Source organism: Labilibacter marinus (assembly GCF_001659685.2).
GTDB lineage: Bacteria > Bacteroidota > Bacteroidia > Bacteroidales > Marinilabiliaceae > Saccharicrinis > Saccharicrinis marinus.
Map to the genome: position 1 here is coordinate 83,829 of NZ_LXYE02000033.1, position 17,311 is coordinate 101,139.

Here is a 17,311-nt window from a genome sequence, read left to right on the forward strand (position 1 = left end):
ACGGGCTTATTTCTGAAGCATAAAGGTTTGTAAGCTTTATATTTAAAAATAAGCCTGTTTCTTTACTTATTTTCTTCTTTTAACTTTCGGATGATAGGGGCAAATTCTTCTTTTATGGTTTCTGCATCCCATCCTAAGTCTTTGTCTTTGGCTTCGTTTTCAATATCTTCAAGCATCATCAGTTCTAGTTCTTCCATTATTTTTCGACTTTGCTTAATCATTGATGTTTCTTCGTGGCGCGATTTCGATAATTCTTTCAAAAAGGATTCGTCGTGCTTTCTAAACTTTTTTAGGGAACGTTGCACCTGATTTTTCCGATAGCCTATTTCACCTAAAACATCCGCAGCCATACGTAAGGCTACATCCGAAAACTCTCGATAAACACCTAGAATTTCTTTATCGAGTAACTCAAAATACGAATTCCAGTTTTTAGCTCGGGCAACAATTTTTAAATGCGGAAAGTGCTTTTGTGTGGTATTTACAATTTCAATGGCCTTTTCGGGGTCATCTACCGAAATGATAAGTAATTTGGCGCTATCCGCTCCAGCGGCATGCAATAAATCATGGCGCGAAGCATCGCCGTAAAATACTTTTAAACCTAACTTACGCAGTAAATCAACGTTGTTCGGATCCATATCTAAATAAGTGGCTTGGGTTCCGTTGGCTTGCAAAAATCTACCAATGGTACTGCCATACCTTCCAAAACCAGCTACTATTACTTCGTTTTCTACATCAATGGTATCCGATTCTCTTTCTACAGACTCTTTAGTTCCAAAGTTGGGCTGAATAAGCTTTTCGTTTAGTAACATTATGAGTGGCGATAATGCCATAGAAATAGCTACGGAAGCAATCATTGGGTTGGCTACTTCGCTACCCATAACACCGTTTTGCAAGGCGTAAGAAAACAGAACAAAGGCAAATTCGCCACCTTGCGCTAGTCCAAATGCAAATAGAAAATTGTTATCCATTCGCATGCCAAACAAACGGCCAATCACCATTAACACAATCAACTTAACCAAAATAAGTCCCAATACTATGGCAGCAATTGTTCCAGGATTTCCTATGATTAGGTTAAAGTCGATGGAAGCTCCTACTGCAATAAAAAATAACCCGAGTAATAATCCTTTAAAGGGTTCAATATCCGTTTCTAATTCGTGCCTGTATTCGCTTTGTGCCAAAACAACACCCGCTAAAAATGTACCCAAGGCAGGACTCAATCCAACCATGGTCATTAATAGGGTAATGCCAATTACTAACAGGAGTGCTGCAGCAGTAAAAAGCTCACGAAGTTGTGTTTGTGCAATCAATCTAAATACATAACTAATGGCATATTTACCAATGAGGATGATGGCTGCAATAACCCCAAAAACAATGAGAGTTTGCAATGCAACAGGCAAACCTTCGGTTAATGTATGCGTGCCGTGTCCCTCGGAGCTGGTTATTTCTAAGGTGGCCAATAAGGGCATAAAGGCTAAAATGGGTATTACCGCAATATCCTGAAACAACAGAACCGAGAAAGCATTTTGTCCGCCAATGGATTTAAGTTGACCTTTTTCGTTTAGTGTTTGCAAAACTATAGCGGTTGAGGAGAGTGCTAAAGTTAAGCCCAGCGCTAATGCAATTTGCCACGAAAGAGAACTAACCATTAATACTATCATCATAATGAGGCTTGCGGTAACAACAACCTGTAATCCTCCAATACCCAATATAGGCACCCGTAATTTCCATAGCAGCGAAGGCTGTAATTCTAAGCCGACTAAAAAAAGCATCATAACCACACCAAACTCAGCAAAATGCATAACATCTTGTCCTTCTTCGCCAATAAAGCCAAACACAAAAGGGCCAATAATAACCCCTGCAATCAAGTATCCTAAAACAGAACCAAGTCCTAGTTTTTTGGCCACAGGAACAGCTACAACTGCGGCAGCTAAATATACAAATGCCTGGTAGAAAAAATTGCCTTCCATAATACTCCGATTACTTTTTAGTGATATAGTCGTTTAAATACTCGTATTTTTCTGCCTCCTCAAAACTAAAATTGTCATTGGTCAATTCGTACAAAAGCTTAAGCAGGTTAACCTTTTCTTTTTTTACCTCAGTTAGCTCTATAGCGTGGGTTCCATGCACAACAAATGGAGGTAAGGGTTTCATTTTGCATAGTTTTGCTGTTTGCTTTAAAGGTGATAACAACTGATGTAAAGTATGACTATGAAAATCTTCAATACGATAAGCGTTTCGCGGACCTCCAGCGGTTATAGCACATAAAAACCATTTATCCTTTAAAGCATTTCCTTTACTGCCAAAAGCCCATCCGTGTTCTAATACTAAATCTTGCCATTCCTTTAAAAGAGAAGGAGTGCTGTACCAAAAAAGAGGAAACTGAAAAACGATTAAATCATGTTGAGATAAAAGTGTTTGCTCTCGTTTTATATCAATATCATTATCAGGATACTCTTGGTATAAATCATGAAAGGTAACGTGGTCAATGTCAGATAATCCATCCACTAACACTTTGTTTACTTTAGATTTATGGAATGCAGGATGAGCAAATATGATCAATACTTTCATGGAATTATAACTTTGGGTTTATGTCAGCGACTGACACAAGTTAAAACATATAACTTGCTTAAAATGTTTTTGCTTGGCAACTGACTAATCGATTGATTTTTTCATCATTTTATTCACCTTAGGTTGTATAATCCAAAGGCCTATATAATAAAACCAAAGCAGAAAAAACTCACCTACGAAATCAGAGAATTTTACTTCTTTTTGTAGTTCTACCGTTTTAATAGTTTTAGCCGCAAAGTATAGCGAATAAAAAATACAGAATACTGAGAATAGATGCATTGGAACGATAATGGCCAATGCGATTCCAACAAAAGATAGGATTGTTTCTGAATTTGGTTCAATATGGCCTTTAAAAGCAGCTATAATAACAACGCTTACAAGGGTAAGTATAATGATTAAATATGCCACAGGTATAAAAAAGAATATTTTAAATTTTGTGGTTTTCATTTTTACTTCCTCAGGAATTTTATTTTGCAAGCCCATAGCTAATGACCAAAGCCAGCCGAAAAATAGACCCATAAAAATAAACATGATTACAGGCAGATATTTTAACATGCCTATCATTGTTTCTGGATTTGGGTTGCCTTGGGTTAATATGTTTCCAAATACTTCTTGCATTACATAAAATTGAAATACCAAAGGAATACCCATCATTAAAATAAATAGTTGCCAATGTTTAGCTTTTAGGAATAGTTCTTTCATCTGTTTAATTTTTTTGTGTAGTTGTCTCGTTTAGCATGCAAAGACCCAACATTTCTTTGTGTTACGAATCTTTTGTTATGCTTGTTGAATGTCTAAATTAAAGGCATAAATATAATAAAGTATTTGGTGGTTTTGTTTACAGATTTTCACACTCAAGTTAATGTGTGTTAATGCATAAAAAAGTGCTTTTTATGGCACAAGCTTTGCTTTAAACAAGAGTGTATAAAGCAATAGAGTTTTTCATACATTAGGTTAGGGTTTAGGTTTAAGATTGGAACGTCCAAAGGGGCGTTCCTTCTTTAAAAATTCTAGCATACAAAAAAGATAAGTAGAGTTTTTTCATAGATTAGGGTTTAAGTTTATAAAAGGAATGTTACAACGGTAGCGTTCCTTTTTTTATTGACGCCGCCAAAAGGTTTAGTAACTCGAGGCTTGCCTCGTTAATACAGTTAGTATTCAGGTTTATGCCTCTGGGCTTGCCCCGAGGTACTTTACTATCTCACCATAAAATGACTGCTTAGTGTTTTTTCATTTCCACAGTTATCTTTTATCACCAGTTTAAAGTTATAGTTTCCCCCTTTTTTTACTTTGGCTTTAGATAAAGGACAAGTCAGTTTATTGGATTTTGCATCGTATTCACACAATACCCAGCTATCGTTTAAATACACATCATATGATTTAATTCCAGAGAAATTATCTGATATTTTGAATAAGAATTTAGAGTTTGTATTAAAAACTCTGCCTTTAATGTTTTGCAATGCTCTTATGGTTGGGGCAATAGTATCCGTTTTAAAAGTATAGTTGCCAAAACTGCGGGTAGTTAAAATTAGGCTATCTTCTTTTATATTACCGCCAGCATAATAATGCTTTCCAGAACCATTTACACTAGCCAAACAAAGTTTATCTTTATATAACCTCAATGAGTCTGGAATTTTTACAGATAAACGAATGCATTTGTGTAATGGTATTTCTTTAGCTCCAATTTGATAACTTGCTACATTCGTATTTTTCTTCTCAAATGTTATTGCTGCATTTTCATATAAAGCCCCATTAGGGATATCGCAAGTAGCTCCATCTGCTTTTAAATGATGATGTTGGTTATAGGCTAGCTTTACTTTTTGTGATGCGCTACTCTTGTAATCATTTCCTTTAAGCAAAGTAAAGTTCAGTTGGGATAGATTGTTGGCGGCATCAGCAGCTTTAATAAATATAATCTTAGATGAATCCATATGGATGATGCCATCATTAGTTAGCTCACCATATATGCGCATCTTATTACCTGGTTGACGAAAACATCGTTCAAACCTTTTGCCGTATTTGGCCCTGTATCCATAATCAATATGACTGTTAATATATCTCGATTCAGAAAACGAAAACTGATCCAACTCCCAACTGTAATAGTCATGACCGTTTACTTTCATATTCAATTTATATACGCCACATTTTTTCCACGAACCAGTCATGTAATCCAACATTTCAATGGCGACACCTACTTTGCCGCTAGCATAAATTTTAGGGTTTCCTTTTAAATGATATTGTCCATCGTAAAATACAATGGTGTAGTTCTTGGGGATAGGACTGCCGTTAATTGCACTGTTTTCATCTACGGGATAAACACGTAATGTGAGCAGTTTGGGTCTAACGTCATCCTTAATTTTATTCTGATAAAAAAATGGGTTAACAGGTTCCTCAGATACTGTTTCTCTTATTTCGTAATGAAGATGTGGTCCGCCCGAACTTCCCGAATTACCTGTATAGCCAATAATTTCGCCTCGTTTAATATGGATTTCAGAAGTAGGAAAAAAATCGATGCCAAATGATTCTATTTTGTATTGTTCGGCGGTAATAATTGAATCTATTTTAATTGAATAGTTGCGTAGATGACCATAAACGGTGGTGTAACCATTGGGATGTTTAATATAAACGGCATTTCCATAACCCACTGCAGAAACTTTAATCCTAGATATGGTGCCTACTTCCATACTTTTGATAGGAATACCCAACTTGCCCTGTGTAGATAAATCAATGCCCGAATGAAAATGGTTACTTCGGAGTTCTGCAAATGATCCGCTAACACTTGGAGGAATATCTAAAGGAAAAAGAAAATTAGCATCTCTATTTTTTTGCGCAAAAACTACTAAAGTTGCACAAAATAGGAATATGGAGAATATGTAATGTTTATAACTCATCTTTATTTTTTGTTTTCAGAAAAAGAAATTTACACCGCTTTTAGTTCATGCTTGCCTAATAATAGGCCTTCTGGAAGCAGTGTAATCAGCTAATGTTAACTTTTTTTAAGGGTGTAAATCGTTAGTATCTAATGCTTCACTTTACTTACCTAAACACTTTGTGAAAAGAAAGCAGGCCTTTGTTTTTATTTTTTAATTGCAATGTTAACTTTGTATGGCATTTTTGTAAATATGGCGAACGAAAGTATAGAAATAGTACACAATTTACAACAAAAAGTATCGAAGTTGGTTGATCGGTATAGAAGTGTAAAAACGGATAACGATCATTTGAAATCGGAAAACGATCAACTTGCTTTACAGTTAGAGGAATCGGCGAGAGAAATGGCCGAGTTAAAGGAAAAATACAATACATTAAAATTTTCTAAAACGATTGAAGCAAAGAGTGGAGACGTTCACTTTGCCAAAATTCGAATAAATCAGATTGTGCGGGAAATTGATAAATGCATTGCTCTTTTAAACAGATAATAGTTGCCCATGGATGATATGCTTTCAATACGAGTAAATGTGGCCGATAGGTTTTATCCTTTAAAGATAAAGCGTGTGGATGAGGAGCGTATTCGAAAGGCAGCTAAGATGATCAACGATAAAGTTTTACAATATAAACAACACTATTCAGATAAGGATCTGCAAGATTTTTTAGGAATGGCGTCATTACAGTTTGTAATTAAACTCCTAGAGTTGGAAGAAAAACAAGATACATCACCTATTATTGAAGCAGCTAGAGAGTTGAATCATGAACTAGATGATATTCTTGCAAGAGAGTAGCATAATTTTAGTCTATTATATATCAATAAATATCCGCATTGTTTTTACAGTTTGGTCATTGCGACCAGATTTATGTAATGAATGATTGCGGTTTTGTTTTATTAAACACAAGAGAAATGGAGATAGCAATAATTGGAATTGTAGCCCTGGTGATAGGAGTTTTGGGCACATGGATAGTATATGGCAAGGTATTAAAATCACAAAGCCACAAAGTATTACGAGAAGCGGAGTCTAAAGCAGAAGTAATAAAAAAGGATAAAATACTTCAAGCAAAGGAGAAATTCTTACAACTGAAGTCGGATCACGAAAAGGAGATTAACTCTAGAAATAACAAGGTTTTAACCATTGAGAATAAGCTTAAACAACGTGAATCATCATTTAACCAAAAGCAAGAGGAGTTAACGAGAAAACGCAAGGAAACTGACGTAATTAAGGAAAATTTAGAAGGTCAATTAGATTTAGTAGAAAAGAAATCAATCGACCTAGATAAGATGCATAAGCAACAAGTGGAGCAACTTGAAGCTATTTCAGGACTTACTGCGGATGATGCAAAAAATCAATTAATTGAATCGCTTAAAGAAGAAGCTAAAACAGAAGCAATGTCGTTTGTAAACGATATTATGGATGAGGCTAAGATTAATGCAAATAAAGAGTCTAAGCGAATTGTATTACAAACCATTCAGCGTGTAGCAACAGAAAATGCTATTGAGAATTCAGTAACTATTTTCCATATTGATTCAGATGAAATAAAAGGTCGAATCATTGGTAGAGAAGGACGTAATATCCGTGCTTTAGAAGCAGCTACAGGTGTTGAAATTATTGTGGATGATACACCTGAAGCGATTGTTTTAAGTGCATTTGATCCTATGCGTCGCGAGATTGCTCGTTTAGCACTTCACCAATTAGTTACCGATGGTCGTATTCACCCTGCTCGTATCGAAGAGGTAGTGAACAAAGTGCGTAAGCAGGTTGAGGAAGAAATGATTGAAACGGGTAAAAGAACAACTATTGATTTAGGAATTCATGGATTGCATCCAGAGTTAATTAAATTGGTAGGTAAAATGAAATATCGTTCGTCATACGGACAAAACTTATTACAGCACTCCAGAGAAACCGCTAACCTTTGTGCTGTAATGGCTAGTGAATTAGGATTGAATCCTAAAAAAGCGAAAAGAGCAGGTCTTTTACACGATATTGGTAAAGTATCTGATGAGGAGCCAGAATTACCGCATGCTATATTGGGTATGAAGCTTGCTGAAAAATATAAAGAGAAAGCTGATATTTGCAATGCCATTGGAGCTCACCATGACGAAGTAGAAATGACTACAATGATTGCCCCAATTGTTCAGGTGTGTGATGCTATTTCAGGAGCGCGTCCAGGAGCACGCCGTGAAGTGGTTGATTCGTATATCAAACGTCTTAAAGACTTAGAGAATTTAGCGATGGATTATCCGGGTGTATTAAAAACATATGCCATCCAAGCGGGTAGAGAATTACGTGTAATTGTAGGTAGTGAAAAAGTATCAGATAAGGATGCAGAAACCTTATCATACGAGATAGCTAAGAAGATTCAAACGGAGATGACTTATCCGGGTCAAGTAAAAATTACGGTGATTCGTGAAACAAGAGCGATTAATTATGCCAAATAATTAGGTGTTGGTCATAATCGACTAGTATGGATGAATAAAGATACCTACTTTTGATGCGTATTTTAAAAATCCTAAATACTAGAACATAAAATATAGTAGAAAGGAGCCGGTAGTATCGGCTCTTTTTGTGTTTAGACTTTAATTAATTTCGAAAATAGAATAAAACCATAATAATCAGAAACATCATGGCAAAGGTTGCATTAATTACCGGAGTTACCGGACAAGACGGAGCTTATCTGTCGGAATTTTTATTGAAAAAAGGATATATCGTTCACGGTGTAAAACGTCGTTCTTCTTTATTTAATACAGATAGAATTGACCATTTATATCAAGATCCACACGTAGATAATAAGAATTTCTTTCTTCATTACGGTGATTTAACCGACTCGACGAATTTGATCAGAATTATTCAGGAAACGCAACCTGATGAGATTTATAACCTTGCTGCAATGTCACACGTTGCTGTAAGTTTTGATACACCTGAGTATACTGCTAATGCTGATGGTATTGGTACTTTACGTATTCTTGAGGCTATCAGATTACTAGGATTAACTAAAAAGACGAAGTTTTATCAAGCTTCTACTTCAGAATTATATGGCTTGGTTCAACAGGTTCCTCAATCGGAAACTACGCCATTTTACCCACGTTCTCCATATGCTGTAGCTAAAATGTACGGGTATTGGATTACAGTAAACTATCGTGAGGCATATGATATGTATGCTTGTAATGGTATTTTATTTAACCATGAGTCACCTATTCGTGGGGAAACTTTTGTAACACGTAAGATTACTCGTGCAGTTGCTCGTATTGGTTTAGGATTACAGGATAAATTATTCTTAGGTAATCTTTCGGCAAAACGTGACTGGGGCCATGCCAAAGATTATGTTGAGGCTATGTATTTAATGTTACAACAAGATACTGCAGAAGATTTTGTGGTAGCTACAGGTATTACTACTGAAGTGCGTGACTTTGTGAGTATGGCTTTTAAAAATATCGGCGTAACAGTTGAGTTTAAAGGTGAAGGAGAAGAGGAAAAAGGATATGTTGTTGCTTGTGATAACGACGAATTTAAAATAGCTGAAGGAACTTGTGTTGTAGAGGTTGATCCAAGATATTTCCGTCCAACAGAGGTGGAGTTATTAATTGGTGATCCTAAAAAAGCACAAGACAAATTAGGATGGACGCCTAAGTACGACTTAAAAATGTTAGTGGATGATATGATGGATAGTGATATCAAGCTAATGAAAAAAGATAAGTACTTGCAAGATGGTGGTTATAACACTATGAACTATTTTGAATAATGGATAAGCAAGGAAAAATATTTGTTGCTGGTCACCGCGGGTTAGTGGGATCGGCAATAGTTCGTTCTTTAAAAGAAAAAGGTTACACTAATATTGTGGTTAAAACTCGTAGCGAACTTGATTTATCGGATGCAAAAGCGGTTGAGACATTCTTTTTAAGCGAAAAACCTGATTATGTATTTTTAGCTGCAGCCAAGGTTGGTGGTATTGTTGCTAACAACACTTATAGAGCTGATTTTATTTACGAGAATGTTCAAATTCAGAATAATGTAGTTCATTTTGCGTACAAAGCAGGTGTTAAAAAGTTATTGTTTTTAGGAAGTTCTTGTATTTACCCAAAGAATTGTCCGCAGCCTATCCAAGAGGATTATCTTTTAACGGATGTATTAGAATATACGAACGAACCATACGCAATTGCTAAAATTGCGGGTATTAAAACATGTGAGTCGTATAATTTACAATATGGCACAGATTTTATTTCTGTAATGCCAACTAATTTATACGGACTGAATGATAATTACGATCTTGAAAAGTCGCATGTATTACCAGCGTTAATTCGTAAAATGTATTTAGGTAAATGTCTTCAAGATGGAAATTGGGCTGGTATTGATGCTGACCTGAATAAGAAGCCAGTTGAAGGTATATCTGGAGCAAATACAGAAAGCGAAAAATTAGCTATCATTGAGAAGTATGGTGTATCAAAAGTGGATTCGTCTGTTCAGGTGAAACTATGGGGTACAGGAAATCCACGTAGGGAGTTTTTACACTCAGATGATATGGCTAATGCTTGTATTTATATCATGGATGAGGTAAGTTTTGATGATTTAAAGAAACAAAATACCAAGGAGGTACGTAACACGCATATCAATATCGGAGTTGGAGAGGATCAATCTATTAAAGAATTGGCCGAACTGATTAAAGGTATTGTTGGTTTCGAGGGTGATTTAGTATGGGATACAGAAAAGCCAGATGGAACTTACCAAAAATTATTAAATGTTTCTAAACTGAATAACCTGGGCTGGAAGGCAAGTATTGAGTTAAAAGACGGAATTGAAAAAGTCTTTGAGCAATATATACAAGCTTAAAACGTTGTCTAGGAAATAAGTTTTTAAATATTATATTTGTCAATTAATTATTAACAAAAAAGAATCAGAAAATGAAAATCTATTTCCCAAAGATGATTTCGTTATTCGCTATTGCGACAGTATTAATGCTTTCAGCATGTGGAGGCGGTAGCGATCCAAAACCAGATCCAGAACCAGACCCAGATACAACTAAACCGGTAATTGCAACAGTTGTACCAACAGCAAGTCAAGCTTTCGGTATTAATGGTGGTGGATCCTTCATGTATGAAGGAACATTTACTGATAATGAAGAGCTAAAAAGTGTAGTATTTTCATTGGATAATAGTAAACCTGCGCCAGCAGCTGGATTAAAAGCAGCTACAGGTGTTGATGATGATCCATGGGAACCAACAGACGTAACTGTTACTTTATCGGGAAAATCTCAAAAAGTTGATCAAGCAATTTTTACTAATCCAACAGTAGATGTTTGGACAGGGACTTATACTTTGACAGTAACTTGTACAGATAAAGCTGATAATGTTGCTACTGAAACAATTTCTGTTGAGATTGAGTAGTTAGAAGATTAAAAATTACTTTTACAATATAGGCATCCGATACACTTTGTGTATCGGATGTTTTTGTTTATACATATAAGTATGGTAGGAGTATTGGGGATTTAAAAGTTTAAGTTGTCGTTTCAAATTCTTTCTTTTGTATTTAATACAACAGGTTAGGGATAAAAGAAAAACTTAAATGTTCAAACAAGAGTCTTTTGTCTTTACACTAATGACTTAATACTATAAATAACATATGAAATATAACTTAGACGAAATAATTCAACGAGAAGGTACAGATGCTTATAAGTTAGAGCTAAGAGAAATGGTGTTTGGTACTAGCGAGGTATTGCCTTTGTGGGTGGCAGATATGGATTTTAAAGCGCCACCATCGGTAATAAAGGCACTGCAAGATAGGGCCGCACATGAAATATATGGGTATACCATTCGCGATAAAAAATTTACAGATTCCATTATAAATTGGTTAGGTTCTCAGCATCAATGGAATGTTAAAAAAGAATGGATTGAATTTTCGCCAGGTGTATTACCTTCTATTATGGTTGCCATTCATGAGTATAGTGAGTCGGGTGATAATGTAATCATTCAAACTCCCGTTTACCCTCCATTTTACTCTATAGTTACCGAGAATGATAGGAATATATTGAAAAATCGTTTGATTGAAACGGATGGTTATTATACCATTGATTTTGATTTACTAGAAGAACAGGCTAGCGATCCTAAAACTAAAGTATTTGCTTTTTCTAACCCTCATAACCCTGTAGGAAGAGCATGGAAAAAAGAGGAGCTAAAACGTATTGCTGAAATATGTATTAAACATGACGTTTTAATAGTGTCGGATGAAATACATAGTGATTTATGTTTGTTTGGAAATAAGCATTACGTAATGGCTGATTTATATCCAGAAGTAAGGGATAGAATAATTACATGTATGGCTCCTAGTAAAACCTTTAATGTAGCAGGTTTATCTACGGCTTATGCCATTATCGAAGATAAAAAGATAAGAGATCGTTTTCATAAGCGATTGTGGGCGATGCAACTTCATATGGGTAATCTGTTTGGAGGAATAGCTTTAGAGGCTTCGTATAATGGCGGTGCTGAATGGTTGTTGGCCTTAAAACAATATCTAGAAGCGAATGCCTTGCTGGTACAGGATTTTATAAAGGAAAACATGCCAGAGGTAGGTTTTGTATTGCCAGAAGCGACTTATTTATTATGGTTTGATTTTAGAAAATGGGGATTATCTCCATCTAAGCTAAGAAAAGCCATGGTAGAAATTGGCAAAGTAGGTATGAATGATGGTGTGTCTTTTGGAACTGAAGGAGCAGGTTTTCAACGCTTGAATATTGGCTCACCTAAAGCGCTTATTCAGGAAGGCTTAGAAAGAATTTTAAAAGTAAGAAACGAAGTCTTTAAAGGATAACTGGTCAATTGTCAATAGTCATTAGTTAGTTTAACTAGTGACTATTAGTCAATGACTGCCTTTTGTCTCTTAAGTATTGGAAATAGAAATACTGAAGCTAATATCATTACTGTTCCAGCGTAAAAACCACTGGTCATATATTCCGATTCTCCAAATATAAAAAAGGCTAGTATTATGCCGTAGATAGGTTCCATATTTATAGAAAGTATTACGGTGTAGGCAGATAATTCCTTCATTACATCTACACTTACAGCAAATGCAAAAGCAGTACATATTAACCCAAGTATAAGCAGGTAGGTAATATCACTCATCGAAGGAGAAAAGAAATCACTAGAAAATCCTCCTGTAAAGATAAGGTAAAGACTAATACCTATAAATCCCCCTACCATCTCATAAAAACTGATTAATGTTGGAGAATGTTGAGTTATATATTTTTTGTTTAATATGGTAAATGTAGTGGCTAATACGGTTGCTATAATAGCTACAATAATTCCAGATATATAGTTTAACTCGTAACTAAAGATTAAATACAGTCCAATAACAATAAATATGCCTACCAGTAACTCAAGCCAATCTATCTTTTTACGAAAGAATATGGGCTCTAATACGCTGGCAAATAAGGCTCCTGAGGATATAATTCCTAATGTAACCGAAATATTAGATATTTTAATGGCATGAAAAAAGGCAATCCAATGTGCAGCAACAACAAAGCCTATTAAAATTAGTTTTAGAATTTGCTTAGGTGTTATAAGTAATGATTTTTTCTTTAACAGAAGGTATGCTAATAATCCAATGGAGGCAAATAGCATTCTGTACCATACCATTTGAATGGCTGGCATTTCGATAAGTTTACCTAGAATTGCAGTAAAACCATAGATAATAACTACAATGTGCATCCAGATTAAGGATGATTGGTGCGATCTTTTCAAGAGTGTTCTGTTTAAGCGTGTAAAGATAGGTTATTAAAACATTAAAATAACGACAGTGAAAATTATACCAATTGCAGAAATAATTATTCCTCTTTTGAAATTCTTGGTTTTTGGTTTGTACATCCAGAAAGAAGAGAAGGCAAGGAAAAATAACAATACGCCCGAAAGTATATTTAACCAGCCAAGTGGTCTGCTTGATTTGGTTTTATGCAAGCGCGACATTTTGCTAATCCATGTTGGATACGAAGGCCAACTGTATTTCGCAATTCCTGTTTTGGTGTTATAATTCCCAATATCAAAGTAAATAACTCCATCTTCGGTTTTGTTAATATTTAGACTTCTAAAGCCCAGTTCATTGGCTAGGTTTTCTGCAGAAATATTAGGACCAATGTCTTCAATGAATTCTTTTTCAACTTTAAATAGGTCGGTGCCTCTATACGTTAGTACAATGCCGCTAAATGCATAAACCATCATTATACCAATGGTGAAAAAGCCAATATAGCGGTGTAATATTCTCATCGAAATTTTCATATTTATTTTTTATTGTATTCAGGTGATATTTAATAATGTTGCCCAGAACTTATTACTCTATTATACAAGCAACTTGTTTAATTGCCATGCGAAAGAGCGTTTGGGAAATTCTTCGTTGACTTTAGATATTTATGAACCTCAAAAGTAATATTTTTACTTTTTTCTGCAATTGATGAATGTTTTTCGTGACGTAACTATTTTGTTTAAAGCTTATTTGTTTTAAATTTTTCGGATACCTTATTTTATCTTTAAGTTGATGAAGAAAATGTTTAAGCAATTGTAAATTTTGTATTACCTTTAAACTTTGGAATGAGTAAGGAATTAACAACATCCAAAGGAGCTTTTCAAGCGAATGCATCATCTTATCCTATAGATGATTATAGACACGTTGTTGTTATTTTAATGAATTCATTTTTTAGTTGGCTGACAAGTTGTTGTCGGTCTTTTTTTTGCTTTTTATTAAAGCTTACAACCAAAGTAGATTTTTTCGAAAGTCGTTTAAGTTCTCTACCAACTCAAGATTATAATAGAATACAACCATTATTTATAGTTCAACAAATAAATATACTAGGGTTAATTAAAATTCCGTGTAAAATGATTTGCACGCGTATTGATATCCTTGTATGCGATATAAAAACATTTACATGAAGAATAGAAGTTTAGTATCCATCAATGACTTTACTAAGGAGGAAATCCTTAAGATTGTGGAACTGGCAAAGGAGTTTGAAGCAAATCCAAACAGAGATTTGTTAAAGAATAAAGTAGTTGCTAGTTTGTTTTTTGAGCCCTCTACCAGAACGCGACTTAGCTTTGAAACGGCGATTAATCGTTTAGGAGGTAGAGTGGTCGGGTTTACAGATGCATCTTCATCATCAACAACCAAAGGAGAAACGCTTAAAGATACTATTAAAATGGTGAGTAATTATGCCGATTTAATTGTGATGCGCCATCCTTTAGAGGGAAGTGCTCGCTATGCTTCTGAGCAATCTAATGTGCCAATTGTTAACGCAGGTGATGGTGCTAATCAGCATCCAACACAAACTTTATTAGATTTATATTCTATTCTTAAAACGCAAGGTACGCTCGAAAATCTGAATATTTTTATGGTGGGCGATTTAAAATATGGTCGTACTGTACACTCATTATTACAGGCTTTATCTCACTTTAATCCAGTCTTTAATTTTATTTCTCCAGAGGAATTAAGAATGCCAGATGAATATAAATTTTGGTTGGATTCAAAAGGAATAAAGTATTACGAGCACAGTGAATTTACTGATATCTTATCGAGAGCAGATATTTTGTACATGACCAGAGTACAGCAAGAAAGATTTGTTGACCCTATTGAATACGAAAAAGTTAAAAACGTTTATATCCTAAATAATGCGATGCTGGACAATACCAAAGATAATTTGCGTGTCCTGCATCCACTGCCGAGGGTAAATGAGATAAATGAAGATGTGGATGAAAACCCCAAGGCTTATTATTTTGAGCAAGCCGAGAATGGAGTTTATGCCCGTATGGCTATCATGGCATCTATTTTAGGATTAGTTTAAACGTTAAAGGTTATTGAGATGAGTAATAAAACAGAATTAAGCGTAAGTGCCATTAAAGAAGGTACAGTAATCGACCATATACCGGCAAACTGCCTTTTTAAGGTAATTAGTATTTTGGGCTTAGATAATTGTGATAACCTTATTACTTTTGGTACTAACCTGGGTAGTAATCGATATGGTAAAAAAGCAATTATTAAGGTGGCTGATAAGTCTTTCGAAAAAGAAGATTTAAACAGAATAGCTTTGGTAGCACCAGATGCTCGATTAAATATAATTAGAGACTATGAGGTGGTTGAGAAGAAGTTTGTAACTGTTCCTCAGGAAATTATAGGCATTGCTAAGTGTTTTAACCCAAAGTGCATCACGAATAACGAAACTATAATCACTAAGTTTACTTTGGTTAATTCAAATGTGATGGCATTAAAGTGTCATTATTGTGAAAAAGTAACCACCGAAGAGCATCTTAAAATATTATAAGATATGTCGAAAGTAGATTGGAAACCTGGGAATATGGTATATCCTTTACCTGCTGTAATGGTTACTGTAGGTAATGCACCCGAAAACTATAATATTATTACAATTGCCTGGACAGGAACTATTTGCTCCGACCCGCCGATGTGTTATATCTCGGTTCGTAAGGGTCGTCATTCATATCCTATACTAAAGGAAACTGGGGAATTCGTGATTAATTTAACCACCAAGGACTTGGCTTATGCTACGGATTGGTGTGGAGTGCGCTCTGGTCGTCAGTATGATAAGTTTAAGGAAATGAATCTAACACCTGGAAAAGCCAGCAAGGTAAGTGCACCAATCATAGAGGAATCTCCTGTTAATATTGAATGTAAAGTTACACAGGTGGTAGAACTGGGTACTCATGATATGTTTATGGCTGAGGTAGTTAATGTGAAGGCTGATGATAAATATATAGATGAAGCCTCAGGAGCCTTTTCTTTATTTAAAGCTAAGCCTATCTGTTACTCTCATGGCAATTATTACGAGGTAGGTAAAAAGATTGGGAAGTTTGGTTACGCTGTAGAAAAGAAAAAACGGAAAAGGCCAGTTAAAAAGAGGTAAGGATAACTGTATATAGTTATAGGTTTCAAAATATAATTAGGATATACTTTTGATAGATAGGAAATATATAAGTTTGTGAGTAGTATTTATCTTAGTTAGTGTTTTCTATTCACCATGTGTTTGGGTGGAAAACCCAATCAAATAAATAACTAAAACAAGACTCGGGCTTAGTTATCGTTAAATATCAATGAATGATTGATAACTGTTATTTGAAATAATATCTTTGCGCCTCAATTTATTCAGACAAAAACAAAATGAGCATAGAGAAAGAGTTAATTGCGCGAAGTGGTGAAGTATGCGAATTGTGCGGTGCTTCAGATGATTTATCGGTATACGAAGTGCCATCATCGCCAGCAAACGAAAGCATTTATATTTGTGCGAACTGCGAAGGGCAAATAGAAAATCCAGATAAAGTTGATATTAATCACTGGCGTTGTTTAAACGATAGTATGTGGAGCACGATACCTGCTGTTCAGGTAATGGCTTGGCGTATGCTAAATCGCCTTAAGGCAGAAGGATGGCCGCAGGATTTATTAGATATGCTTTATTTAGAAGAGGACGTACTTACTTGGGCTAAGGCGGCTGGAGATGGAGAAGAGGATGAGGATGCAGTAAAGCATATAGATAGCAACGGCGTTAGATTGCAAGCAGGAGATACAGTTGTTTTAATTAAAGATTTAAACGTTAAGGGCGGTGGTTTTACAGCCAAACGAGGAACTGCTGTTAGGGGTATAAGTTTAGTTCATGATAATCCAGAACAAATTGAAGGAAGAGTGAGCGGACAACAGGTGGTGCTATTGACTCAGTATGTAAAAAAGACGAACTAAGTAATAACTTATTGATTGATTAATAGGGAATAGTGTGTAGTACTATTTCCTATTTTTTTGTAAAAAAAAGGTGTTTTTTGAGAACAAAAACTAACGCTTAACGT

Annotated in this window: 17 protein-coding genes; 11 read left to right on the top strand and 6 right to left on the bottom strand. The window is 35.2% G+C overall.

Going from position 1 to position 17,311, the window contains the following annotated elements; genetic code table 11:
• Positions 1 to 62 precede the first annotated feature (62 nt).
• From A8L32_RS13585 to A8L32_RS13600, 4 genes are all read right to left on the bottom strand, one after another.
• Complete coding sequence (locus A8L32_RS13585; RefSeq protein WP_075590766.1) at positions 63 to 1,967, bottom strand: monovalent cation:proton antiporter-2 (CPA2) family protein; 1,905 nt, start codon at positions 1,965 to 1,967, stop codon at positions 63 to 65.
• Between the two features lie 10 nt (positions 1,968 to 1,977).
• On the bottom strand, positions 1,978 to 2,568 hold the full coding sequence (locus A8L32_RS13590; protein ID WP_075590767.1) for an NAD(P)H-dependent oxidoreductase: 591 nt from the start codon (positions 2,566 to 2,568) through the stop codon (positions 1,978 to 1,980).
• 84 nt (positions 2,569 to 2,652) lie between these two features.
• Entirely contained in the window at positions 2,653 to 3,270 is a 618-nt protein-coding gene (locus tag A8L32_RS13595; protein ID WP_075590768.1) for a hypothetical protein, read from the bottom strand.
• A 494-nt stretch (positions 3,271 to 3,764) separates the two neighbouring features.
• On the bottom strand, positions 3,765 to 5,459 hold the full coding sequence (locus tag A8L32_RS13600) for a M23 family metallopeptidase (protein ID WP_075590769.1): 1,695 nt from the start codon (positions 5,457 to 5,459) through the stop codon (positions 3,765 to 3,767).
• A 231-nt stretch (positions 5,460 to 5,690) separates the two neighbouring features.
• Here A8L32_RS13600 and A8L32_RS13605 point away from each other — a divergent pair, with 231 nt between their 5' ends.
• The 7 genes from A8L32_RS13605 (at position 5,691) to A8L32_RS13635 (ending at position 12,293) form a co-directional block, all read left to right on the top strand.
• Complete coding sequence (locus tag A8L32_RS13605; RefSeq protein WP_075590802.1) at positions 5,691 to 5,984, top strand: cell division protein ZapB; 294 nt, start codon at positions 5,691 to 5,693, stop codon at positions 5,982 to 5,984.
• A 9-nt stretch (positions 5,985 to 5,993) separates the two neighbouring features.
• Positions 5,994 to 6,284: a cell division protein ZapA gene (locus A8L32_RS13610; RefSeq protein ID WP_075590770.1), complete on the top strand. Its 291-nt coding sequence runs from the start codon at positions 5,994 to 5,996 to the stop codon at positions 6,282 to 6,284.
• Positions 6,285 to 6,400: 116 nt separating this feature from the next.
• Positions 6,401 to 7,933, top strand: a complete 1,533-nt coding sequence (rny, locus tag A8L32_RS13615; RefSeq protein WP_075590771.1) for a ribonuclease Y — start codon at positions 6,401 to 6,403, stop codon at positions 7,931 to 7,933.
• Between the two features lie 185 nt (positions 7,934 to 8,118).
• A complete protein-coding gene (gene gmd, locus A8L32_RS13620; protein ID WP_075590772.1) occupies positions 8,119 to 9,234 on the top strand; it encodes a GDP-mannose 4,6-dehydratase in 1,116 nt (371 codons plus the stop codon).
• Positions 9,234 to 10,319, top strand: coding sequence for a GDP-L-fucose synthase family protein (locus A8L32_RS13625; protein ID WP_075590773.1), 1,086 nt, complete (start codon positions 9,234 to 9,236; stop codon positions 10,317 to 10,319). Before gmd ends, A8L32_RS13625 begins: the two co-directional genes overlap by 1 nt.
• Positions 10,320 to 10,411: 92 nt before the next feature.
• On the top strand, positions 10,412 to 10,873 hold the full coding sequence (locus tag A8L32_RS13630) for a DUF4625 domain-containing protein (RefSeq protein WP_075590774.1): 462 nt from the start codon (positions 10,412 to 10,414) through the stop codon (positions 10,871 to 10,873).
• 235 nt (positions 10,874 to 11,108) lie between these two features.
• A complete protein-coding gene (locus A8L32_RS13635) occupies positions 11,109 to 12,293 on the top strand; it encodes a MalY/PatB family protein (RefSeq protein ID WP_075590775.1) in 1,185 nt (394 codons plus the stop codon).
• Positions 12,294 to 12,337: 44 nt separating this feature from the next.
• On the opposite strand, the gene A8L32_RS13640 is transcribed toward A8L32_RS13635, so the two are convergent.
• Positions 12,338 to 13,222, bottom strand: coding sequence for a DMT family transporter (locus A8L32_RS13640; protein WP_233145490.1), 885 nt, complete (start codon positions 13,220 to 13,222; stop codon positions 12,338 to 12,340).
• Positions 13,223 to 13,255: 33 nt separating this feature from the next.
• Positions 13,256 to 13,741: a hypothetical protein gene (locus A8L32_RS13645; protein ID WP_198931783.1), complete on the bottom strand. Its 486-nt coding sequence runs from the start codon at positions 13,739 to 13,741 to the stop codon at positions 13,256 to 13,258.
• Positions 13,742 to 14,397: 656 nt separating this feature from the next.
• On the opposite strand from A8L32_RS13645, the gene pyrB reads away from it, so the two are divergent.
• From pyrB to A8L32_RS13670, 4 genes are all read left to right on the top strand, one after another.
• Positions 14,398 to 15,306 carry an aspartate carbamoyltransferase gene (gene pyrB / locus A8L32_RS13655; RefSeq protein ID WP_075590779.1) on the top strand — a complete coding sequence of 303 codons (909 nt, stop codon included), beginning with the start codon at positions 14,398 to 14,400 and terminating at the stop codon, positions 15,304 to 15,306.
• Positions 15,307 to 15,324: 18 nt separating this feature from the next.
• On the top strand, positions 15,325 to 15,783 hold the full coding sequence (gene pyrI, locus A8L32_RS13660; RefSeq protein WP_075590780.1) for an aspartate carbamoyltransferase regulatory subunit: 459 nt from the start codon (positions 15,325 to 15,327) through the stop codon (positions 15,781 to 15,783).
• A 3-nt stretch (positions 15,784 to 15,786) separates the two neighbouring features.
• Positions 15,787 to 16,380 carry a flavin reductase family protein gene (locus tag A8L32_RS13665; protein WP_075590781.1) on the top strand — a complete coding sequence of 198 codons (594 nt, stop codon included), beginning with the start codon at positions 15,787 to 15,789 and terminating at the stop codon, positions 16,378 to 16,380.
• 254 nt (positions 16,381 to 16,634) lie between these two features.
• Positions 16,635 to 17,207, top strand: a complete 573-nt coding sequence (locus A8L32_RS13670) for a PhnA domain-containing protein (RefSeq protein WP_075590782.1) — start codon at positions 16,635 to 16,637, stop codon at positions 17,205 to 17,207.
• Positions 17,208 to 17,311: the final 104 nt, after the last annotated feature.